Below are 20,791 nucleotides of genomic sequence, written 5' to 3'. Positions count from 1 at the left end.
ATGGGGTTCGCTCGTACGTGTTCGGTGGCGCTGGTGGGCGTCGAGGGTGTGGTGGTCGAGGTCCAGGCCGACCTCGAACCGGGCGTCGCCGCGTTCACGCTGGTGGGACTGCCCGACAAGAGCCTGACGGAGAGCAAGGACCGGGTACGCGCAGCGGTCGTCAACTCGGGCGCTCCCTGGCCGCAGAAGAAACTCACCGTCGGGCTCAGCCCGGCGTCGGTGCCGAAGAGCGGCAGCGGGTTCGACCTCGCGGTGGCGGCGGCCGTCCTCGGCGCGGCCGAGCGGATCGATCCGCGCGTGCTCGCCGACATCGTGATGATCGGCGAACTGGGCCTGGACGGACGGGTCCGGCCGGTCCGGGGCATCCTGCCCGCCGTACTGGCCGCCGCGGACTCCGGATACGAACAGGTTGTCGTCCCGGAGTGTGCGGCTGCCGAGGCGTCCCTGGTGCCCGGGGTTTCTGTCCTGGGCGTCCGCACCCTGCGGCAGCTGATCGCCGTCCTCGCCGACGAACCCGTCCCCGACGAGGACCCGGACGAACTGGGACGCCCGGACCCGCTGCTCGCCGGACTGCGCATGCCCGGCACGGGCGCCGCCACCGGGATGCACAGCGTGGGCGCGTCCCAGCACGACCCGGGGCACGATCTCGCCGATGTCGTCGGCCAGTACTCGGCGCGGACGGCGGTGGAGGTCTCGGCGGCCGGCGGCCATCATCTGTTCCTCGAAGGCCCGCCGGGGGCCGGGAAGACGATGCTCGCGGAGCGATTGCCCGCCGTCCTGCCCCGGCTCGACCGACAGGAGTCCCTGGAGGTCACCGCGGTGCACTCGGTGGCGGGCCTGCTGCCCCCGGGTAAACCCCTGATCGACGTCGCCCCCTACTGCGCTCCACACCACTCGGCCACGATGCAGGCCCTCGTCGGCGGCGGCCAGGGGATCGCACGGCCCGGCGCGGTGTCGCTGTCCCACCGAGGCGTCCTGTTCCTCGACGAGACCCCCGAGTTCAGCGGCCAGGCCCTGGACGCGCTACGACAGCCGCTGGAGGCCGGGCATGTGGTGATCGCGCGGAGTGCGGGCGTCGTCCGGTTTCCGGCGAGGTTCCTGATGGTGCTCGCGGCCAACCCCTGTCCGTGCGGCCGTTTCTCGCAGACCGACGACCTGTGCGAGTGCGCGCCGATGTCGATCCGGAGGTACCAGGCCAGGCTCTCCGGGCCGCTGCTCGACCGGGTGGACCTGCGGGTGGAGGTGGACCGGGTCACGCGGGACCAGCTCACCGGACGCGGTTCGCGGGGAGAGTCCACGGCGACGGTCGCGGACCGGGTACGGGCCGCCAGGGAGCGGGCGGCGGCCCGGCTCGCGGACACGCCCTGGCGCACCAACAGCGAGGTACCCGGCCGTGAACTGCGCAGCCGCTGGCACGCCGAGCGCGGGGCGATGGACGAGGCCGAGCGCAGCCTGGAGCGCGGCGCGCTCACCGCGCGCGGGCTCGACCGGGTACTGCGCGTCGCCTGGACGGTCGCGGACCTGGTCGGCCACGACCGACCCGGGGCGACCGATGTTGCCCTCGCGCTCCAACTGCGCACGGGAGTACCGCGAGGCGTGCCGATGGCTATCGGGGCGATGACGTGACCCGGGGCGATGACGTGACCTGGGCCGATGACACGGGCGGGGGCGATGGCCGGATGGGAGTAGGTGGCTGGGCCGGGAGTGGTGATCGGGCCGGTGCTGACGGTGCTGACGGTGCTGACGGTGCTGGCGGGGCCAGGGGCCGGGCCCGGATCGAGGGCGTGACCGGGGGCGATGGCTGGGCCGGGATTGGGGGCGCGACCGAGGTCGGTGGCTGGGCCGGGAGTGGGGATCGGGCCGGGGTTGATGACGCGGGCGGGGTCAATGGCGAGTCCGGGATCGAGGACGTGACCGGGGGTGATAGCCGGATGGAGGGCGATGGCTGGGCCGGGAGTCCGGGTCGCGCCGGGATTGATGGCGCGGGTGGGGCCGATGGCCGGACGGGGGTGGAGGGCGTGACCGGGGGTGATGGCCCGATGGGGGTCGGTAGCTGGGCTGGGAGTGCTCATCGGGCCGGGATTGATGGCGCGGGTGGGGCCGATGGCCGGACGGGGATCGATGACGTGACCGGGGGTGATGGCCGGATGGAGGGCGATGGCTGGGCCGGGAGTCCGGGTCGCGCCGGGATTGATAGCGCGGGCGAAACCGATGGCCGGACCGGGACCGATGGCCGGACCGGGTCCGAAGGCTGGGCCGGAAGTCCTGGTCGCGCCGGAGCCGATGATGTGGGCGGGGCCAGGGGCCGCGCCCGGGCCGATGGCGCGACCGGGACCGGTGGATTGAGCGGGGCCGATGGTCGGATCGGGACCACTGGCGCGACCGAGGTCGATGGCCGCGTCCCCGCCGATGGCCGGGGCGGGGCCGGTGATGCGATCGGGGCCGACGACGTGACCTGGGTCGATGATCGGGCCCGGACCGATGATCGGGTCCGGACCGATGGCCGAAACGTGGCCGACGATGTGACCGAGGTTGATGACCGGACCGGTACCCACGACGCGGGTGACGACCTGCTTGCCCGCGTCTTCCTCACCCGGGTTATCGAACCCGGCGACGAGGTCGCCGGCCGGTGGATCCGGGAGCTGGGGGCCGTCGAGGTCGCCCGGCGGCTGCGGAACGGGGGGCCGCAGCTCACCGGGGTGACCGACAAGCGGTGGGCCGGGCTGTGTTCACGGGCCGGACTGGTCGAGCCCGGGCGGGACTTGGCCGTCGCGCGGGATGTCGGCGTCCGGTTCGTGTGTCCCGGGGATGTCGAGTGGCCCGGCCAGCTCGACGATCTCGGGGACGCGCGGCCGATCGGACTGTGGGTGCGCGGGCATCCCAGCCTGCGGGTGTTGGCACTCAAGTCGGTCGCCGTCGTCGGCGCCCGCGCCTGCACCGAGTACGGCGCGCACATGGCGGCCACTCTCGCCGCCGGACTGGCCCAACGCGGCTGGGTAGTCGTGTCCGGCGGAGCCTACGGAGTCGACGGTGCCGCCCATCGTGGCGCCCTCGGCGCGACCGACGTCACCATCGCCGTGCTTGCCTGCGGCGTCGATCGGCCCTACCCGCGCGGGCATGCCGAGTTGATCCGCAGGATCGCCGAACAGGGGCTCGTGGTGGGCGAGTTGGCGCCCGGCGAGCATCCGACGCCGAGCAGGTTCATCCTCCGGAACCGGGTGATCGCCGCGCTCACCCGGGGCACGGTGGTGGTCGAGGCCGCGTACCGGAGCGGGTCGCTCGTCACCGCCCGGGCCGCGCAGAAGTTGGGGCGCCACACGATAGGGGTGCCCGGCCCGGCCACGAGTGCGCTGTCCGCCGGTGTGCACGAACTCCTGCGCGGGGACGCGGTGCTGGTCACCGACGCCGACGAAATCGTCGAACTCGTCGGCGGCATGGGCGAACTGGCCCCCGACCGACGCGGACCGGTGCTCCCGCGCGACCTGTTGGAGCCGGCCGCCCGGCGCGTCCTCGCCGCACTGCCCGGCAACAGGGCAGCCCCACCGCGGGAGATCGCGCGGGGTGCGCAGACCACCGAGGACGACGCGATCGCGAGACTGTACGAACTCCGAGCACTTGGTTACGTCGAACGACACAGCGACGGCTGGAAGTTGACACGCCAGGCGATGATCTCGGTCCGCCCGGATCGGGGGCGCCGCTGACCGAGCGTGTTCGGCCGTCCGGGGGAACCCCGACACCCTTGGGAATTCCCGCAGTTGGCGCATTCCGATGATCACGCAGAGCAATCGGAGCGACCCGTTCCGGCACCCCGCCGAACGCGTCCGTGCCCGGTCCGCGCCCCGCCCTTCGCACACCGCGACACTCCAGTCACGCTACGCTCACGGGGATTCCGGCACAGACCGGCATCTCCCCATCACTCCGACACCTCACCCAGGCACCCCCACTTCACGGCAGAACGGCACAAGGCGACGAATGCCCCAGCACACCTCCGGGTCCGACCGGGCGGCGATCCCCCCAGCCGCCCGCGACGGTGGCAGCGTCCGGCCGCCCGCTCCCTCGACGCTCGACGAGCTGTGGCGGTCGTACAAGACGACGGGCGACGAGCGGCTGCGTGAGCAGCTGATCCTGCACTACTCGCCGCTCGTGAAGTACGTCGCGGGACGGGTGAGCGTCGGGCTGCCGCCCAATGTGGAACAGGCGGACTTCGTGTCGTCGGGGGTGTTCGGACTGATCGACGCGATCGAGAAGTTCGACATCGAGCGGGAGATCAAGTTCGAGACGTACGCGATCACCCGCATCCGGGGCGCGATGATCGATGAACTGCGCGCGCTGGACTGGATCCCGCGCTCGGTCCGGCAGAAGGCGCGGAACGTCGAGCGGGCGTACGCCACGCTGGAGGCGCGGCTGAGGCGCACGCCCAGTGAGGGCGAGGTGGCCGCCGAGATGGGCATCGCGGTGGAGGAACTCCACGCCGTCTTCAGCCAGTTGTCGCTGGCGAACGTGGTCGCGCTGGAGGAGCTGCTGCACGCCGGCGGTGAGGGCGGCGACCGGCTCAGCCTGATGGACACCCTGGAGGACACCGCAGCCGACAACCCGGTGGAGGTGGCCGAGGGGCGGGAGCTGCGACGGTTCCTGGCGCGGGCGATCAACACGTTGCCCGAGCGCGAGAAGACCGTCGTCACGCTGTACTACTACGAGGGTCTGACCCTCGCCGAGATCGGCAACGTGCTCGGGGTGACCGAGAGCCGGGTCAGCCAGATCCACACCAAGTCCGTGCTGCAGCTGCGCGCCAAGCTGGCGAGTTTCGGCCGTTGAGTGGAAGTCGCACGGCTTTTCTGACCTCGCAGAATCGTGCCTGCATGGCCTGGGTCACTCCCGCCGGGGGTGTGCCGTCCGTAGAGTGGTTGACGTGCCAAGGATTCGAGCGGCCTCCGTGGCCGAGCACCGGTCGATGCAGCGAGCCGCCCTGCTGGACGCGGCTCGTTCCCTGCTGTCCGAGGGTGGGACGGAGGCGTTGACGTTCCCGGCCCTCGCCGAGCGGACGGGGCTCGCGCGGTCGTCCGTGTACGAGTACTTCCGCTCTCGGGCCGCTGTCGTCGAGGAGTTGTGCGAGGTCGACTTTCCCGTGTGGGCGGCGGAGGTGTCTTCCGCGATGGAGGGGGCGGGCTCGGCTGAGGGCAAGGTCGGGGCGTATGTGCGGCAGCAGCTTGCGTTGGTCGGGGATCGGCGGCATCGGGCTGTGGTTGCCATCTCCGCGAGTGAGCTTGATGCGGGGGCTCGGGAGAAGATCCGTGCCGCGCATGGGGGGTTGGTGGCGATGATCGTCTCCGCGCTCGGGGACATGGGGCATGCGGAGCCTCGGCTGGCGGCGATGTTGGTTCAGGGGGTTGTCGACGCGGCTGTGCGGCGGATCGAGCTGGGGGCTGCGGAGGATCCCTCGGTCATTACCGAGGCTGCGGTGCGTATGGCTTTGCGGGGCGTTCTCGGTTGAGTTTTGGCTGCCCGGCCGGTGGGGGCTGGTCGCGCAGTTCCCCGCGCCCTGAAAAAGCGGGGTCACAGTACTGGCAACAGGCGGGATGGGCCCCGATTCAGCAGCCATGGGGGCAGCAGCTCCAGCGGGTTCAAGTACGTCTCCCCTCTCAGCAAGCCCCAGTGCACGCACGTTGTTGCGCAGTGGGAGCCGGTGACCTCCACCGTCCCCACCACCTCGCCCGGCTTCACCTCGTCGCCCTTCTTCACAGTTGCTGTCACCGGCTCGTACGTCGTGCGGAGATCTGTCCCCGCCAGCTCCACCGACACCACGCCCCTCCCCGCGACCCGGCCCGCGAAGGACACCCGGCCCGGTGCCACCGCTCGTACGGGAGCGCCGGTCGGGGTCGCCAGGTCCACGCCTCGGTGGCCTCGGGCGTAGACCGTCGCCGGGGGCTCCCAGCCCCGTAGGACCAGAGGGTGGGAGCCGACCGGCCAGGTGGTCGCGATCGCCGGTACGGAGGGGATGGGGGTCCCGGGTGTCGGGGGAGGGGTGTCGTTCGCTCGGGCCGTGCAGGTCAGCAGGGTCAGGAGGAGGGGCAGTAGTAGGGCGAGGCCTGTACGTGCAATTCGGTCATCTCGGCGCATCCGCATGGGGCAAACCGTGCCGTACCCGGGCCGATCATGGCCGGGACCTGTGGACCGGCGTGGGGTTGTGGACAACGGCGTCACCCGGTGCCTCGCGGGTCCCGTACACTTCCTTTGGCGATCCGGGTCACCGGGTCGACTTCGCACGCCCCGGCATCTGGTCCTCCGTCGCAAGACGAAACCGGTGTCAGCGCTCCTCGGTCCTCTGGGCACGCGCACGTGGGCGTCAGGCGCGAGTGCCGTCCGGTGCTCGCGGCACAACCGAGTAAATCAAGGAGAACGGCCATGGCCGTCGTCACGATGCGGGAGCTGCTGGAAAGCGGCGTCCACTTCGGTCACCAGACCCGTCGTTGGAACCCGAAGATGAAGCGCTTCATCTTCACGGAGCGCAACGGCATCTACATCATCGACCTGCTCCAGTCGCTGTCGTACATCGACCGCGCCTACGAGTTCGTCAAGGAGACCGTCGCCCACGGCGGCACGGTCATGTTCGTCGGCACGAAGAAGCAGGCGCAGGAGGCCATCGCCGAGCAGGCCACCCGCGTCGGCATGCCCTACGTCAACCAGCGCTGGCTGGGCGGCATGCTCACCAACTTCTCCACCGTCTACAAGCGTCTGCAGCGCCTCAAGGAGCTCGAGCAGATCGACTTCGAGGACGTCGCCGCGTCCGGTCTCACCAAGAAGGAGCTTCTCGTGCTCTCGCGCGAGAAGGCCAAGCTGGAGAAGACCCTCGGTGGTATCCGCGAGATGTCCAAGGTTCCCAGCGCCGTCTGGATCGTGGACACCAAGAAGGAGCACATCGCGGTCGGTGAGGCCCGGAAGCTCAACATTCCGGTCGTCGCCATCCTCGACACGAACTGCGACCCCGACGAGGTCGACTACAAGATCCCGGGCAACGACGACGCGATCCGCTCCGTCACCCTGCTCACCCGCGTGATCGCCGACGCCGTCGCCGAGGGCCTCATCAGCCGCTCCGGTGTCGCCGCCGAGGCCAAGGGTGACAAGGCCGCCGGCGAGCCGCTCGCCGCGTGGGAGCGCGACCTGCTCGAGGGCGAGAAGAAGGCTGACGAGGCTCCGGCCGCGGACGCCGAGGTCCAGACCTCCGCCGAGACCGAGAAGGTCGCCGACGCCGAGCAGGCCGACGAGGCTCCGGTTGCCGCCGAGGCCGCTGCCGAGGTCGTCGAGGCCCCCGCCGCCGAGGTCGAGGCCGCTCCGGCCGCCGAGGCCGAGCAGGCCTGACCCGGCCAACGGCCTGACCTTCCGGGCCAAAGGGCTGACTGAAGTGACGGCGGGTGGTGCGGACCGCGCCACCCGCCGTTCACTCACAGCCCCTAGATCTTCGTAGCCCGTAGATCTTTGGCGGAAGCCCGCTCACCACGCGGCCGCCGCCGACTTCGAGACTTCGAACTCCGAGAAGAGATTTTCAGATCATGGCGAACTACACCGCCGCCGACGTCAAGAAGCTCCGCGAGCTCACCGGCGCCGGCATGATGGACTGCAAGAAGGCGCTGGACGAGGCCGACGGCAACGTCGAGAAGGCCGTCGAGGCGCTCCGTATCAAGGGCCAGAAGGGCGTCGCCAAGCGCGAGGGCCGCTCCGCCGAGAACGGCGCCGTGGTCTCCGTCATCGCCGAGGACAACACCTCCGGTGTCCTGGTCGAGCTGAAGTGCGAGACGGACTTCGTCGCCAAGGGCGAGAAGTTCCAGGCCGTCGCCAACCAGATCGCCCAGCACGTCGCCGCCTCCGCCCCGGCCGACATCGCGGCGCTCCTCGCGTCCGAGATCGAGCCCGGCAAGACGGTCCAGGCGTTCGTCGACGAGGCCAACGCGAACCTGGGCGAGAAGATCGTCCTGGACCGCTTCGCCCAGTACGCCGACGGCTACGTCTCCGCGTACATGCACCGCACGATGCCCGACCTGCCCCCGCAGATCGGTGTCCTCGTCGAGCTGGACAAGCCGAACGCCGAGGTCGCCCGCGGTGTCGCCCAGCACATCGCCGCCTTCGCGCCGAAGTACCTGGCCAAGGAGGACGTGCCGGCCGAGGTCGTCGAGTCCGAGCGCCGTATCGCCGAGGAGACCACCCGCGCCGAGGGCAAGCCCGAGGCCGCGATCTCCAAGATCGTCGAGGGGCGCGTCAACGGCTTCTTCAAGGACGCGACGCTGCTCGGTCAGCCGTACGCGCTCGACCCCAAGAAGTCCGTCCAGAAGGTTCTGGACGAGGCGGGTGTCACCCTGAAGCGCTTCACGCGCATCAAGGTCGGCATCTGAGTCCGTACCGCGATCGACGCGCGGCGCCCCGCGGAATCCCGCTAGGGTCGTCAGCAGTCGAGCCGGTACGCCGCCGCGCACGCGCGCGTGGCGGACGACAGCAGATCTGACGAGGAGGCCATTGCCGAGCATGGGATGCGACAGACACCCCACCGGCAGTGGCCTTCTTCGTATGTGCGACCACGTAAAAGAGGCGAGAACGTCATGACCACCAAGGCCCAGAAGAGCGACGACGGCAAGGTACGCGGCCGGTTCATGTTGAAGCTGTCCGGGGAAGCCTTCTCCGGCGGTGGGGGCCTGGGCGTCGACCCCGACGTGGTGCACAAGATCGCCCGTGAGATCGCCGCCGTCGTACGGGACGGCGCGGAGGTCGCCGTCGTCATCGGCGGCGGCAACTTCTTCCGCGGCGCCGAACTCCAGCAGCGCGGCATGGACCGGGCCCGCTCCGACTACATGGGCATGCTCGGCACGGTGATGAACTGCCTCGCCCTCCAGGACTTCCTGGAGAAGGAGGGCATCGACAGCCGCGTCCAGACCGCCATCACCATGGGCCAGGTCGCCGAGCCGTACATCCCGCTGCGCGCCGTGCGCCACCTGGAGAAGGGCCGCGTGGTCATCTTCGGCGCCGGTATGGGCATGCCGTACTTCTCCACCGACACCACCGCCGCCCAGCGCGCCCTGGAGATCAACGCCGAGGCGCTGCTGATGGGCAAGAACGGCGTGGACGGGGTCTACGACTCCGACCCGAAGACGAACTCCGAAGCAGTCAAGTTCGATTCGCTCAGCTACGGCGAGGTCATCACCCAGGACCTCAAGGTCGCGGACATGACCGCCATCACGCTGTGCCGCGACAACAAGCTTCCGATCCTGGTCTTCGAGCTTCTGGCGGAGGGCAATATCGCCCGCGCCGTCAAGGGTGAGAAGATCGGCACGCTTGTGGGTGACCAAGGCAGCCAGGGCTGATGACCCTGACCGGGGGATGGACAATGTCCTGCCGGTCGGGAACCGTGCAGGAAGAAGACGCGACGCAGCCGGCCGCCGACGCCGACACAGCACAGCAGCCGGGCCTACTCAAGACACGCAGGAGCAAGTGGTGATCGAAGAGACCCTCCTTGAAGCCGAGGAGAAGATGGAGAAGGCCGTCGTGGTCGCCAAGGAGGACTTCGCCGCGATCCGCACCGGCCGTGCGCACCCGGCGATGTTCAACAAGATCGTGGCCGACTACTACGGCGCGCTGACGCCGATCAACCAGCTGGCCTCGTTCTCCGTACCGGAGCCGCGGATGGCCGTGGTGACCCCGTTCGACAAGACCGCGATGCGGAACATCGAGCAGGCGATCCGCGACTCGGACCTGGGCGTCAATCCCAGCAACGACGGAAACATCATCCGAGTGACGTTCCCCGAACTGACCGAGGAGCGCCGCAAGGACTACATCAAGGTCGCCCGGGCCAAGGCCGAGGACTCCAAGGTGTCCATCCGCGCCGTCCGCCGCAAGGCGAAGGACGCCCTGGACAAGCTCGTCAAGGACAAGGAGTCCGGCGAGGACGAGGTCCGTCGTGCGGAGAAGGAGCTCGACGACACCACGGCGAAGTACGTCGCCCAGGTGGACGAACTCCTCAAGCACAAGGAAGCGGAGCTGCTAGAGGTCTGATGAACGACTCTTCCTGGGGGGCGCCGCCACAAGCCGGGTACTGGGGGCCGTCCGACCAGGGGCCTGTCCAGGGGGCTGCCCCGGCGGGTCCCACGTACGATGCGCCTGAGGCGCAGCAGACTCGCCCCATGCCCATCGTGCCCGACGAGCCCGCATACGGCGGACACCAGGATGACGACCGGGGGGCCGCTCGGCTGAGTGGCCCCTTGTTCCGCGACGAGACGCAGCAACCGCCGTACGACGTACGGCAGTCGCCGCCGTACGACCCGCGGACGCAGCCCTCTGACACGTCGCAGGCGCAGCCCTACGGGGCGGTGCCGCAGAATCCGGAGCCCATGCCCGACGTCCCGCCACCGGCGCCCGCCCCGCAGAAGAAGAGCGCGGGCCGGGACCTGGGTGCGGCCATAGGGGTCGGCGTCGGGCTCGCCGTGGTGATCGTCGCGTCCCTCTTCGTGGTGAAGGCCGCGTTCGTGGGCGTGATAGCGGTCGCGGTCGTGGTCGGTCTGTGGGAGCTCACCTCGCGGCTGCAGGAGCGCAAGGGCATCAAGGCGCCCCTCGTGCCCCTGGCGGTCGGCGGTGCGGCGATGGTCGTCGCCGGGTACGTCCGGGGCCCTGAGGGCGCCTGGGTCGCCATGGCGCTCACGGCGCTCGCCGTCCTCGTATGGCGGATGACGGAGCCGCCCGAGGGCTACCTCAAGGACGTCACGGCGGGCGTCTTCGCGGCGTTCTACGTGCCGTTCCTCGCCACGTTCGTCGCCCTGATGCTCACCGCCGACGACGGCGCCTGGCGGGTGCTGACGTTCCTGCTGCTGACCGTGGTCAGCGACACCGGGGCGTACGCCATCGGCTGGCGCTTCGGCACGCACAAGCTCGCTCCGCGCATCAGCCCCGGAAAGACCCGCGAGGGCCTGTTCGGGGCGGTGTCCTTCGCGATGGTGGCGGGCGCGCTGTGCATGCAGTTCCTGATCGACGACGGCAGCTGGTGGCAGGGCCTCGTCCTGGGCCTCGCGGTCGCCGCCAGCGCCACGCTGGGCGACCTCGGCGAGTCCATGATCAAGCGCGACCTGGGCATCAAGGACATGGGCACGCTGCTGCCGGGCCACGGCGGCATCATGGACCGGCTCGACTCCTTGCTGCCGACCGCTCCGGTGGTGTGGCTGCTGCTGGTGCTGTTCGTGGGCTCCGGCTGAAACATGGTCTGACCTGCGATTCTGTACGTGAGGGGCTCGTTGTCCACAGGGCGGCGAGTCCCTCTTCGTATGTCTGCGACACTGGTAGGGCCATGCCTAAGCCCGGAGAACTTGCAGTGATCCGGCAGCAATCGGCCCCCTACCAGCGCGTTTGTCGCTGGTAGGGGGCCGATTCCGTGTTGCTGGGCCGTCTCTGGGCCGTGAGCCCCGTCCTGAGTTGGCGTCAGAACCTGCTGCGCAGCATTTCCTGGATGACTCGGATGACCGGGCCGACCAGGTGGGGGATAGACCCCGTGGCCTTGAGGACCGATCGAGTAGTAGTTGTGACTATGGTCTGGGTGGAGCCGCCCTCACGGATCGTGATTTTCCGGGCCGGACTCGTTCGCGGTGCCCGCACCGTGATAGTGCGTGCCTGGCGGGCCCTGGACTTCCGGACTGCCTTTGCCCTCGCCTTGGCGATCTGGCTACGTCGGCTCTCTTTGCGGACTGCCTTTGCCCTCGCCTTGGCGATCTCGCTACGTCGGCTCTCTTCGCGATGGGCATCAGCCATCTCGGCTGCTGCGGTGCGAACCTCAGCTTGGTCTGCGGGCGCGATGAACTCGTCAAGGAACTCGTCAGACGTGTTGTACACGCCGTAGCCGTTCATCAAGCGCCAGCCTCCATCGCCTTGAGGTATGCCTCGTACCGAGCATCTGCTAGGGGAATGGCCTCCTCGTACCAGTCTTCCCAGTTGCCAGCCTTGTCACCAGCCACCAAGAGGACCGCTCGGCTCCGTGGATCGAAGATGAACAGGATGCGTACCGCAGACCGTGATCCGGAGTTAGGTCGCAGCTCCTTCATGTTCGTGTAGCGAGAGCGAGCGCGTTTTTTCTTCTTCTCCCTTGACAGGGTATCCGCAAGGGGGCGTCCCAGCCCCGGCCCTACCTCACGTAGGGCCGCGATGGCTGCGGCGACCGTCTTCACTGCATCTTTGTCAGTCCTGCGGAGCGCGTGCAGCCACTCACGCACTTCAGGGGCGATCACGAGGGTGTACCCCGAAGCAGGCGTCGGACTCAAGCGTTGTCCCTTCTCAGTCCTCGGGCAGCGGCATTTTAGTGAGTGGTTGAGGCCTCCGTCTCAGGGTTTGCCGTTCTGGCTGGCTGAGAGCATCTGATCAATCGCTTTCCGCGTACGCTCCTGACTTGCTGGCATCAGGTGCGCGTACACACGGAGGGTCAGCCCCGGATCGGAGTGTCCGAGGTACTGGCTGACGGCCTTGATGTTCTCGCCAGCGTCCAGAAGCGCGGACGCGTAGAAGTGCCTCAGCGCGTGCATGCCGTGCTCGCGCGCGGACGCGTACTTGCCGCCCTTCTCGGCTTCGGAGATCAGGCCCGCAGCCGCGAGTGCGCGCTTCCACTCCTGCACGTTGAAGTTGCTTCGCCAGACGATCCCGTTCGCGGTGTTCGTGAACAGGAGACGAGCCGACACCATCGGGCCGTCCGGCTTCCGCCACGGCAGGGTGATCTCAACGGGCTTGCACGCGTCCATGTGTGCCCGTATGGCTTCGGCCACCGAGGGCGGCAACGGTACGTCCCGCTCCTTGTTGCACTTCGGCGGGGCGAACACGGCCTTCCCCCGGATGAGCTTCACTTGCCGGACCACGTGCAGTGTGGCGCCGTCGGAGTCGAGCGCGTCTTCGGCGAGTCCGATGATCTCCCCCTGACGGAGCCCGCATCCCGCTCCGAGGTTCACCATGGCCCGGTAGCGCTCGGGGAGTGCCGCGCGGACTGCGACCACTTGCGTGGGAAGCCACGGTACGACGCGCCGCTTCTCCACTGCCGGCGGGTGTACGGACTTCGCGCCGCACGGATTCCGGGGCAACAGGCCATCGTCGACAGCCGCGCTGAGCACTGCCCGTACATCGCCGTAGATGTTTCTCGCGTACGAGCCGCTGACAGCGGGGTCCGTCTCCAAGGTGCTTACGAGTTCGCGGATGTGCTCGGGGCGGAACGAGTCCAGCGGGCGGGAGCCGAGTACCGGGAGCGCGTGAAGGCGCAGCCTCTGTTCGGCCACGATCTGACTCGACAGGTCCGCGCTGTGGGTCCTGAGCCACTTCTCGGCGTACGTCTTGAAGGTGATACGGGCGGCTTTCGGGTCGATGTAGTGGCCGCGCGACATGTCGGATGCGGTGTTGGTGAGCCAGTCTTCGGCCAGCCGCTTCTGACGGTCGGGGAAGCTCTTGGACTTCTCGGTGCCGTCGGGGCCGATGTAGCGGGCTCGGTAGCGGAGTCCGGTTCCGTAGCGGTCGGACTTGACGCGCACAGTCTTGCCGTCGGCGGTCGTTTCGGTCTTGAACCAGCGGTCTTGGATGTGGCCTGCCATGCGGGGCTGTTCCCTTCGGGCATGGGAAGGGAGGGCCACGATGTGGCCCTCCCTGGGGTGCTGAGCTATGCGGTTGCGGCTGGGTCAGGCGGCGGTGCGGTCGCGGTTCTTGCGTTCGGTGACATAGGCACGAACGTCGGTGGGGTCGTAGCGGACGTACTTGCCGATGCGGAATCCGGGCGGTCCGGTGTGCTTCTTGCGCCACTGGTAGACGGTCTCTTTGGGGACCTCGAAGATCTCGGCGATGTCGTCGGGGGTGAGGTAGCGGTCCGGGAGGCCTTCCCGGAGGATCGCGCGGGGGTCTGGTCGGTCAGGGGGTTCGGGGAGTTCGAGCAGCTTGGGGCGAGCCACGGTGCGACTCCTTCGGGGCTTCGTTCGCGGGGGCGGGGCGGTGCCTGTCCGAGGTGTGGATTTCTGCGTCATTGCGTCATCAGCGTCATTCGGGCTTCTGACCTGCGGCTTTGCGTGACGCAGGGGGCGGGTCTTGCGTCATGGGTGCGTCATGGGCTGCGTCATCGGTGACGCGGTCCATGACGCAGATGACGCAGGATGACGCAGGCGCGGCCGTCTGCGTCATGCCCGTCATCGCAGGTCAGGGGCCGTTTTCCGGCTCGTATGACGCAGATGACGCAGCGTTTCCCCTCTTAGGACAAAGAAGGGGGTGTCTGTCGTAGTCGGAGTTCTCTCTCAAAGAGCAGAGAAGGGGCCGCTACGCGGCGCGTCCTTGGGGCGGCGCGCTGCGCCGAACAGCAAGAAGAGCACGCCGGCGCATCGCGGGGTGGTGCTCCTCTTGCTTGTCGGGGTGAGCCTGCGGCGCGGTCAGGGCATCCGCTGCTGCTCGAACGGGGGTGGTGCGGCGGGGCGGGCCATTTCGAGGTACCTGCCTTCGCTGGTGCGGCCCGTGTCGACGAGGACACCCCGGGCGGCGAGGGTGGGCTGTAGGCGCTTGAGACGGTCGGAGAGGACTTTGCCGGTGGTCGGCCACCCCTTGGGCAGCGGACGGCAGTCGTCGCCGCTGTAGAGACGGCTCAGGCAGTGCAGCCATTCCGTGGAGGGCATGCGCTGTGCCGTGCCCGGTTCGATGGTGTCGGCGTGCCGGAGGACGGTCTGAGCGAGCAGGTCGCCCTCGATCACGTCGTCGTTGAGGTCATCCAGCCGGGCCCGATACGCGGGGAGCGCCCCGAGCCCGGTAGCCGCATCGAGCTGCGCGCAGAGGTGCGCGAAGTCCGCCATGCGCAGGTCGGTGGGGGTTTCCGCCTGCGCCGCGCGGACCTTGACCGTGAGGTCCAGGAGCGAGCCGAGCACGACGGGCAGTACTTCCGCGTACTCCGCCCACAACTCCGCCTCGGTCCGCCGTACACGGGGCCGCTCCAAACGGAGCGGGAGCAGGCGTTCGGCGAGGTCGGGCCGGATGACTCCCACGTCGATCCCGGTGAGCAGCAGCGGCCGGCGGTAGCCGACGCGGAAGACGTCTCCGTCGGTGAACAGGGCGCGCTTGACGCTTTCGGCGCCGGTGACGATGCAGCACATGGCGTCGGACAGGTCCGGTGTCATGTGGGAGAGGTTGTCCAGGGCGGTGACCCAGCCGGCCGCGACGGCCGCGATCAGGTTTTCTTCGTCCTTCGGGGCCCGGCGCAGGTCACCGCTCATGCCCTCGATGATCCGCACCAGCATCCGGCCGCCGGTCGACTTCCCGGCGCCCTGCGGTCCGGTGAGGAACGGTGCGGGGACGGGGACGGACGGTCCGAGGCAGCCGATCAGCCATGCGACGGCCAGGCACTCGGTCTCCGCGCCGGAGAAGTTGCACAGCCGCATCAGCAGTTCGATGCCCTTGCCGTTGGTGTCCTTGACGGGCAGGGGGAGTTCCCCGGTGAGCTGGGTGCGCCGCCAGCACACTTCCTGAGGGTCGGGAGTGAGGATGTCCCAGCCGGTGGGGTGGATGCGCACGGACTGTCCGTCGTCGCGTCCCAGGTCCAGCCAGGTCGCCCCGTCGAAGCCGGGGGCGACGCGGATGTTCACGGCGTGCGTGTCCTCGTACAGCGCGAGTGCTTCGATCAGGTCCAGCGCCTCTTTGAGCGCGGTCCCGTTGAACACGCCGACCCCGTCCCGGTACATGCCGACGATGAGTTCCTGCCGGTGGCTTCCGGTGGTGCCCTGGGAGCGCATCGGGCGGGCCACGGGGTGGCCGTTGCGCTGCGCGTACACGGTCCCGTCGGCGGTGCGGAAGTAGCGGAAGTGGGATTGCGCGTAGTCCGCGATGATCTCGCGGGCGGGGTTCTTCTCGTCCTCGGACATGGTCACAGTCCCAACGTGGTCAGGGCGTTGGTCCACGCGTCGGTGCAGTGCCGGACCGTTTCGCCCTTGGCCTGCGCGGCGGTGAACAGCCGGGCGACGTGCGTGTCGGTGAGGCAGCCGCACCGCCCGTGGGTGGACAGCACCGCGAGGAACGTCCGGTAGACAGTGGCGTGCACCGCGCTGGACGCCTTCGTGATCCGCTGCTCCGCCATGGCGATCCCACGGTCCAGAAAGGTGGGCGTACGGTGCGGGCACACCCCGCCCTGCCCCCTCAGAGGCGCTGAGACGGCCTGTGGCGCCCTGCGGGCCGTAGGTGGTTGCGTCAATGCCAGAGTGCGCACAGTGTCCGGCAGAGGGGTCATGGAGCCGTTTCCGGTTCCGAGCCAACGGGCGTACGCCATAAGGGACTTGATGTCGACCCCGGGCCGGACCGCGTTCACGGACTGCATGGTGCCCCGGTAGATCCAGTGCTCACCCCGGGTCGTCGCCACGGTCCTCGTGGCGGGCAGTGTCGCGCGGGCCCACGCGATGGCCGCCGCGTTGTCCAGGTCGACGACGGTCAGGCCGGCGCCGCCGGGGTGGTAGGCGACCGCCGCCGCCTGCCGCCATGCCGCCTCCCAGTGGGGGGAGTTGAGGACGTGGGGGTCGGTGGTGGCGGCGGCCCACGCGTGGCAGACACCGGGGCAGGTGCAGGGGCCGGGGGTTTTCATGTTCGGCCGGCCGCCGCACGCGTTCTTCGCGCAGGTGTGGCAGTTGCCGAACGGGGCCTTTCCCGCTCGCAGCGGCAGCGCCGGGATGCCGGCCGCTGCGAGTTCGAGCGCGGAACGCAGGTGGGTGGTTGTGATGCTCATGCGACCGCCCCCAGCGTTCCGGCACGGGCGAGGAACGCGCGGCCGATGAACTCGCTGTAGGCGGGCGGGATGGCTTCGGTGAGTTCCTCGCGGACGTCGGTCCACGTGATGCCCATCGCGGCCTGTAGCTCCGGGATGGACGGTTTGCCGCCGCCGTTGCCGTACGCGGCGACGTACGGGCCGTCGAAGTAGGCGCCGTGCCGCCAGCCGCGCACCCGCCCCCGGTGCTGCACGTGCGCCGGCTGCGCAGCGGTCCAGCGGCCCAACTCGAAGTTGCGGTGCCGGATGACCCCGAGTCCGAACATCTCGCCGCACAGGGTGAGGTCTTTGCGGATCTCCGCGCGGCCGTTGGGCTGCTCGATGACGTACGGCAGGCCGGTGAGTTCGAGCAGTGCGCGGGTCGGGGCGACCAGGTCCACGTGGGTGCCGCCCCATCCCTGGGACTGGTTGGTGCCCACGGTGAGCGTGCACTTGTCCTGGCAGGGCGGGGAGGCGTGCACGAACGCGTACTGGTGGATCTCCTCGGTGGCGATCAGGTGGGCGAGGTAGGTGAGGGCCTCGCCGTGGTGGTACGCGAAGGGGTAGTTGGGCCGGTGGGCGATGTCGCATCCGTCCACGTCGAACCCCGCGCGGTTGTAGCCCGTGGCGGCGCCGCCGGCGCACGAGAACAGGTCGAGCAGGCGCGGCCGTTGGGCGCGCTCTCGCCGGATGTGGGTGGGCTGCGTCATGCTGCCGTGTCCCCGTCCGTCCACAGGCTGAGGACGCGGTCGTTGAAGGCGTCCCCGGCGGCGGCGATCGCTGTCTTGTCGTCGGCGCGGATGGCGGCGAGCAGGGCGGCGGCTTCCGGGGTGGGGCCGGGGGCGGGCACGTCGTGCAGGTCGCGGGCCAGAGTGCAGAGCAGGGAGCGGGTCAGGTACGTGTCGAGGAACATGCGGTGTTCGATCAGAACGAGCGGCGGACCGACAACGAGCAGGGTCAGGACAGTGCTCCCGTCCGGACGGGTCTCGGTGCGCGCGGTGACAACCCGCTCCGTGCCGTCGGGCAGTCGCGGGTGAGTGCTGGGCTCGGGCATGCTGGATGTCTCCAGTTCCTTGATGGGTGACTGGCTGGACAAGGGCGACCCCGACTTCTTGGCGGAATGGGGGGTCGCCCTTGGCGTCACTGCTGGTTGTCGGTCCTGGCCCACACACCGGCGGTCCGGGTGTGGATGTTGCGCTGATCCTGGTAGACCGGGCCGTCGTAGTGGTGGTGGACGTCGGGTGCGGGTTTGGCGCCCTTGAGGAGCCGGGCGAGCGCGAGGACCAGGGCGGTGGGGGCCCCGAAGACGAGCGCGCAGACGAGCGGGTTGGCGTACTGGGAGACGTACATGAGCACCGCCGCCGTGCCGCCGACCATGGTGGTGGCGGTGGCGCCGGCGAGCATGAGGACGCTCGCGTCGGTGGCGCCCTGGCTCATCGGGGGCCGCCCCGGCTGCGCGACGGGCGGGGTGTCCCCCCGGACGGGGACGGGGGTGTCGTCGCGGTATGCGGTGGGCCGGTAGGCATCGGCGATGATCCGGCGGGCCTCGCTTGCGGCTTCCGCGTCGGTCATGGCGACGTCGGTTCGGGTCTGGTCGGGGGTGGTCTCGGGGTGCATGCGGAATCCCTTCCGAGCATGGGTCGGGGAGGCGGGGGCGCCCCCTTGCCGGGGGCGTGTGGAGGGGGTTTCAGGGGGCTGACCTGGGGTGCCTCCCCGTCTCCCCGAAACGATGTTTCCGCTGATCAACGCAGGGATGCGGGGTCAGGGAGGGAGGCGGGGACTCTGCCCCGCCTCCCTGCGCCGGGAGGGTGTGCCTCCCTGTCATCCGGAGACGGAAGCGGAACCCTCGCCATCGCGGTTGGTGAGGGCGCGCTGGACGTGATCGCGGTGGACGACCATGCGCCCGTTGGACTTCTTGGGCTCCTCGCCCTCGGTCTCCAGCACGCGCTTGAGGTCGCCGAACGTCCAGTCGCCGTAGGCGTCCTCGTTGAGCACGGCGAGGCGCTTGAGGATGTCGAGCGTGAGCAGCCGGGGCGCGTCGCCCATCACTCCGAGGATGTCCGCGAGCGGGTCGCGGTCCTCGCCCCGCTCGATCACGGTCAGCGTGGTGACCCCGTCGCGCAGGGCCTTCGCGCGCTCGATGATGGCCACGGCCGCATCGTCATCGACGTAGTGCGTGCGCACCGTGATCGACGACTGCCCCTTCGGAATGTCGATCCCGGAGGACGCGACGACCAGGGTTCCCTGGTCCAGGCCCGGACGCAGCAGGTTGGGTGCGGCGCCGCCGTCAACGGCCTTGTCCCCGAGCGCCATCCGCGCCTGCGACTCCGTGCCCAGCGCGAGGGAGGCGCGGGTGTGGGCGCCTTCGCGGACGAGCTTGGGGAGGTTCTGGTCGGTGGGGTCCTGGGTGCCCTGCCACATCAGCACGTTGACGGCACGGCCCTGGTTGTGGATCTTGCGGACGGCCATGAAGTAGCGGGAGGTGGCCTTGGATCCGCCGTAGAAGCGGCCGTCTTCGTCCTTGAGCGGGCACATGAACGCGACCTGCGCTTCGTCGACCAGCACGATCAGGGCGGGGAAGACGGTGCCGGGTGCGGCCATCAGCCGGCGGTTCATCTCGTCGACCGCGCCTTCGACCATCTCCGTGACCTGGATGACGTGTTCGTCGGTCGGCCCCTGGATCAGGGTGGTGGCCAGGCCGTCGAACATGGCCCAGTCTCCGACGCCCTTGAGGTCGCCCATGAGGAACTGCACCGACTTGTCCAGCGCCAGCCACAGGGCCAGGGAGCGCAGGGCGACGGTCTTGCCCTGGTTCGACAACCCGGTGATCAGCAGGTGGCGCTGATACACGCTCAGCGCTGCGGCGTCCCCGCGCAGGTCCTGCCCCCAAGGGGCCTTGCCCTTGGTGTAGTCGGCGGTCATCGTCTCGTCGGTGACCAGCGGAGACGGCCCGATCGGCTCATCGAGCGCCCCGGAATCGGCGACCCACAGGCGGACCGTGCGGGCCGCCTCCGGGATCGTGATGAACACCTCGTGCTCATGCCGGGACAGGTTCTCCGCGAGCTTCCGGCGCCGCTGCTGAACCTCGTTCGTCGACACCCCCGAGGGCAGGGTGACATCGACTTCCACGCCGCATCCGGCGATCCGGATCGGACCGAGCATGGACGCGCCGGCGTCGCCCATGTCCTTGATGGCGTTGCGCAGCGCGGCAACTCCCAGGTCGCGCAGGGCCTTGACGACGATCGAGGGGGTGATCGGCTCACCCTCCCCGTTGCGGACGTTGGCGGGAAGCGCCCACTGGGGTGCGGCCTGCTGCTTGCTGCCGACCGCCCACAGACCGAGCAGCGCGAACAGCGGACCGAGGATCACAGCGGTGGGCCAGACGACCTGAACGATCCGGATCAGGGTCGCGATGAACTCGATCGTCGCCTTCAACGGTGTGATCACGTCGCGGATGTCGTGGTTGTTGATGGCCAGCACAACCCCGAGCGCGACCAGCACCCCGACGCTCATGGCGGCTCCGACCCCGACGCCCTTGGCGGCCTCCACCGGAGAGTGCAAGAGGTCCATGCGGCGGTGGTGACGTGCCTGACGGAAGCGCTGCAACCGCTCCTCCCACTCCTCCGCCAACTCCAGGTTCCCCGCGGCTTCCGCCGCGCGGATCATGCGCTCGTAGCGGGCCCCGGTCTTGCCGTCCCACGTGCGGCGGGCCACGATCCGCCCGCCGTTGAACGTGTAGAGGCTGTGCCGGGCGACCGCGCGGGCGGCGGCCTTGGTGTTCTCGTGGGTGACCGCAGTCTTCACGGCCCGCCCCGAACGCACCCACAGGGGGACCAGGGGCGCCGGCGGGGCGTCGGGGACCACGGTCAGCACCGTGGGGCTCACGTCCGGCTCAGCACCGGTGAGCGGGGTCTTGACGAGACGTACGACGTTCTCAGACATGCTGGAGGTGCTCCTGACTGTCCTGATGGGGGCGGGAGTTGAAGGAAGGGCGCCGGGGTGGCCGTGTCCGTGGAAAGAGGCGGACACCCCGGCGGTCGT

20 protein-coding genes are annotated in these 20,791 nt (G+C 69.5%); 9 read left to right on the top strand and 11 right to left on the bottom strand.

The annotated features are described in order from the left end of the window. The 4 genes from ACIBK4_RS01300 to ACIBK4_RS01285 all read left to right on the top strand — a co-directional run bounded on the left by ACIBK4_RS01300 (position 1) and on the right by ACIBK4_RS01285 (position 5,491). Positions 1-1,626: a YifB family Mg chelatase-like AAA ATPase gene (locus ACIBK4_RS01300; RefSeq protein ID WP_398991004.1), complete on the top strand. Its 1,626-nt coding sequence runs from the start codon at positions 1-3 to the stop codon at positions 1,624-1,626. Between the two features lie 884 nt (positions 1,627-2,510). Continuing rightward, positions 2,511-3,701, top strand: a complete 1,191-nt coding sequence (gene dprA, locus ACIBK4_RS01295) for a DNA-processing protein DprA (RefSeq protein ID WP_398991002.1) — start codon at positions 2,511-2,513, stop codon at positions 3,699-3,701. 271 nt (positions 3,702-3,972) lie between these two features. After that, complete coding sequence (gene whiG / locus ACIBK4_RS01290) at positions 3,973-4,815, top strand: RNA polymerase sigma factor WhiG (protein ID WP_019058710.1); 843 nt, start codon at positions 3,973-3,975, stop codon at positions 4,813-4,815. 118 nt (positions 4,816-4,933) lie between these two features. Further along, positions 4,934-5,491 carry a TetR/AcrR family transcriptional regulator gene (locus ACIBK4_RS01285; RefSeq protein ID WP_398992896.1) on the top strand — a complete coding sequence of 186 codons (558 nt, stop codon included), beginning with the start codon at positions 4,934-4,936 and terminating at the stop codon, positions 5,489-5,491. 62 nt (positions 5,492-5,553) lie between these two features. Here ACIBK4_RS01285 and ACIBK4_RS01280 read toward each other — a convergent pair whose 3' ends face one another. Beyond that, positions 5,554-6,117 (bottom strand): murein hydrolase activator EnvC family protein, encoded by a 564-nt coding sequence (locus ACIBK4_RS01280; protein WP_398992894.1) that lies wholly within the window; start codon positions 6,115-6,117, stop codon positions 5,554-5,556. 285 nt (positions 6,118-6,402) lie between these two features. Between ACIBK4_RS01280 and rpsB the strand changes: the two genes are divergently transcribed. The 5 genes from rpsB (at position 6,403) to ACIBK4_RS01255 (ending at position 11,225) form a co-directional block, all read left to right on the top strand. Continuing rightward, the gene (rpsB, locus tag ACIBK4_RS01275) at positions 6,403-7,356 is read left to right on the top strand and encodes a 30S ribosomal protein S2 (RefSeq protein ID WP_366434048.1); all 954 of its coding nucleotides are present in this window, start codon (positions 6,403-6,405) and stop codon (positions 7,354-7,356) included. Positions 7,357-7,547: 191 nt separating this feature from the next. Continuing rightward, positions 7,548-8,384, top strand: coding sequence for a translation elongation factor Ts (gene tsf, locus ACIBK4_RS01270; RefSeq protein ID WP_398990998.1), 837 nt, complete (start codon positions 7,548-7,550; stop codon positions 8,382-8,384). 204 nt (positions 8,385-8,588) lie between these two features. Next, positions 8,589-9,347 (top strand): UMP kinase, encoded by a 759-nt coding sequence (gene pyrH / locus ACIBK4_RS01265; RefSeq protein ID WP_329258404.1) that lies wholly within the window; start codon positions 8,589-8,591, stop codon positions 9,345-9,347. A 130-nt stretch (positions 9,348-9,477) separates the two neighbouring features. Continuing rightward, a complete protein-coding gene (frr, locus tag ACIBK4_RS01260; RefSeq protein WP_327401013.1) occupies positions 9,478-10,035 on the top strand; it encodes a ribosome recycling factor in 558 nt (185 codons plus the stop codon). Continuing rightward, positions 10,035-11,225, top strand: a complete 1,191-nt coding sequence (locus ACIBK4_RS01255; RefSeq protein ID WP_398990996.1) for a phosphatidate cytidylyltransferase — start codon at positions 10,035-10,037, stop codon at positions 11,223-11,225. Before frr ends, ACIBK4_RS01255 begins: the two co-directional genes overlap by 1 nt. Positions 11,226-11,448: 223 nt before the next feature. Here ACIBK4_RS01255 and ACIBK4_RS01250 read toward each other — a convergent pair whose 3' ends face one another. From ACIBK4_RS01250 to ACIBK4_RS01205, 10 genes are all read right to left on the bottom strand, one after another. Continuing rightward, positions 11,449-11,871, bottom strand: coding sequence for a hypothetical protein (locus ACIBK4_RS01250; protein WP_398990994.1), 423 nt, complete (start codon positions 11,869-11,871; stop codon positions 11,449-11,451). After that, complete coding sequence (locus ACIBK4_RS01245) at positions 11,871-12,248, bottom strand: type II toxin-antitoxin system RelE/ParE family toxin (protein WP_398990992.1); 378 nt, start codon at positions 12,246-12,248, stop codon at positions 11,871-11,873. Before ACIBK4_RS01245 ends, ACIBK4_RS01250 begins: the two co-directional genes overlap by 1 nt. A 93-nt stretch (positions 12,249-12,341) precedes the next feature. Next, positions 12,342-13,586, bottom strand: coding sequence for a tyrosine-type recombinase/integrase (locus tag ACIBK4_RS01240; protein ID WP_398990990.1), 1,245 nt, complete (start codon positions 13,584-13,586; stop codon positions 12,342-12,344). 84 nt (positions 13,587-13,670) lie between these two features. After that, on the bottom strand, positions 13,671-13,937 hold the full coding sequence (locus tag ACIBK4_RS01235; RefSeq protein WP_398990989.1) for a helix-turn-helix transcriptional regulator: 267 nt from the start codon (positions 13,935-13,937) through the stop codon (positions 13,671-13,673). 468 nt (positions 13,938-14,405) lie between these two features. Further along, positions 14,406-15,881, bottom strand: a complete 1,476-nt coding sequence (locus tag ACIBK4_RS01230; RefSeq protein ID WP_398990987.1) for an ATP-binding protein — start codon at positions 15,879-15,881, stop codon at positions 14,406-14,408. Positions 15,882-15,883: 2 nt separating this feature from the next. Continuing rightward, on the bottom strand, positions 15,884-16,732 hold the full coding sequence (locus ACIBK4_RS01225) for a DNA primase (RefSeq protein ID WP_398990985.1): 849 nt from the start codon (positions 16,730-16,732) through the stop codon (positions 15,884-15,886). Next, the gene (locus ACIBK4_RS01220) at positions 16,729-17,460 is read right to left on the bottom strand and encodes a DNA methylase (protein WP_398990983.1); all 732 of its coding nucleotides are present in this window, start codon (positions 17,458-17,460) and stop codon (positions 16,729-16,731) included. The genes ACIBK4_RS01225 and ACIBK4_RS01220 overlap by 4 nt, the downstream gene beginning before the upstream one ends. Next, positions 17,457-17,804 (bottom strand): hypothetical protein, encoded by a 348-nt coding sequence (locus tag ACIBK4_RS01215; RefSeq protein ID WP_398990981.1) that lies wholly within the window; start codon positions 17,802-17,804, stop codon positions 17,457-17,459. Before ACIBK4_RS01215 ends, ACIBK4_RS01220 begins: the two co-directional genes overlap by 4 nt. A gap of 86 nt (positions 17,805-17,890) precedes the next feature. Further along, positions 17,891-18,367 (bottom strand): hypothetical protein, encoded by a 477-nt coding sequence (locus tag ACIBK4_RS01210; RefSeq protein ID WP_398990979.1) that lies wholly within the window; start codon positions 18,365-18,367, stop codon positions 17,891-17,893. A 204-nt stretch (positions 18,368-18,571) separates the two neighbouring features. Then, on the bottom strand, positions 18,572-20,692 hold the full coding sequence (locus ACIBK4_RS01205; RefSeq protein ID WP_398990977.1) for an FtsK/SpoIIIE domain-containing protein: 2,121 nt from the start codon (positions 20,690-20,692) through the stop codon (positions 18,572-18,574). Between the last annotated feature and the right edge of the window lie 99 nt (positions 20,693-20,791).

This window comes from Streptomyces sp. NPDC050528 (assembly GCF_044457795.1).
Taxonomy (GTDB): Bacteria; Actinomycetota; Actinomycetes; order Streptomycetales; family Streptomycetaceae; genus Streptomyces.
This window is presented reverse-complemented; position numbering and strand designations above follow the sequence as displayed.

Coding starts and splice junctions, on each gene's coding strand:
- whiG (WP_019058710.1), top strand. CDS start 3,973: ATGCCCCAGCACACCTCCGGGTCCGACCGGGCGGCGATCCCCCCAGCC.
- rpsB (WP_366434048.1), top strand. CDS start 6,403: ATGGCCGTCGTCACGATGCGGGAGCTGCTGGAAAGCGGCGTCCACTTC.
- pyrH (WP_329258404.1), top strand. CDS start 8,589: ATGACCACCAAGGCCCAGAAGAGCGACGACGGCAAGGTACGCGGCCGG.
- ACIBK4_RS01215 (WP_398990981.1), bottom strand. CDS start 17,804: ATGCCCGAGCCCAGCACTCACCCGCGACTGCCCGACGGCACGGAGCGG.
- ACIBK4_RS01225 (WP_398990985.1), bottom strand. CDS start 16,732: ATGAGCATCACAACCACCCACCTGCGTTCCGCGCTCGAACTCGCAGCG.
- ACIBK4_RS01210 (WP_398990979.1), bottom strand. CDS start 18,367: ATGCACCCCGAGACCACCCCCGACCAGACCCGAACCGACGTCGCCATG.
- ACIBK4_RS01230 (WP_398990987.1), bottom strand. CDS start 15,881: ATGTCCGAGGACGAGAAGAACCCCGCCCGCGAGATCATCGCGGACTAC.
- tsf (WP_398990998.1), top strand. CDS start 7,548: ATGGCGAACTACACCGCCGCCGACGTCAAGAAGCTCCGCGAGCTCACC.
- ACIBK4_RS01255 (WP_398990996.1), top strand. CDS start 10,035: ATGAACGACTCTTCCTGGGGGGCGCCGCCACAAGCCGGGTACTGGGGG.
- ACIBK4_RS01250 (WP_398990994.1), bottom strand. CDS start 11,871: ATGAACGGCTACGGCGTGTACAACACGTCTGACGAGTTCCTTGACGAG.
- ACIBK4_RS01220 (WP_398990983.1), bottom strand. CDS start 17,460: ATGACGCAGCCCACCCACATCCGGCGAGAGCGCGCCCAACGGCCGCGC.
- ACIBK4_RS01280 (WP_398992894.1), bottom strand. CDS start 6,117: ATGCGCCGAGATGACCGAATTGCACGTACAGGCCTCGCCCTACTACTG.
- ACIBK4_RS01240 (WP_398990990.1), bottom strand. CDS start 13,586: ATGGCAGGCCACATCCAAGACCGCTGGTTCAAGACCGAAACGACCGCC.
- ACIBK4_RS01205 (WP_398990977.1), bottom strand. CDS start 20,692: ATGTCTGAGAACGTCGTACGTCTCGTCAAGACCCCGCTCACCGGTGCT.
- ACIBK4_RS01300 (WP_398991004.1), top strand. CDS start 1: ATGGGGTTCGCTCGTACGTGTTCGGTGGCGCTGGTGGGCGTCGAGGGT.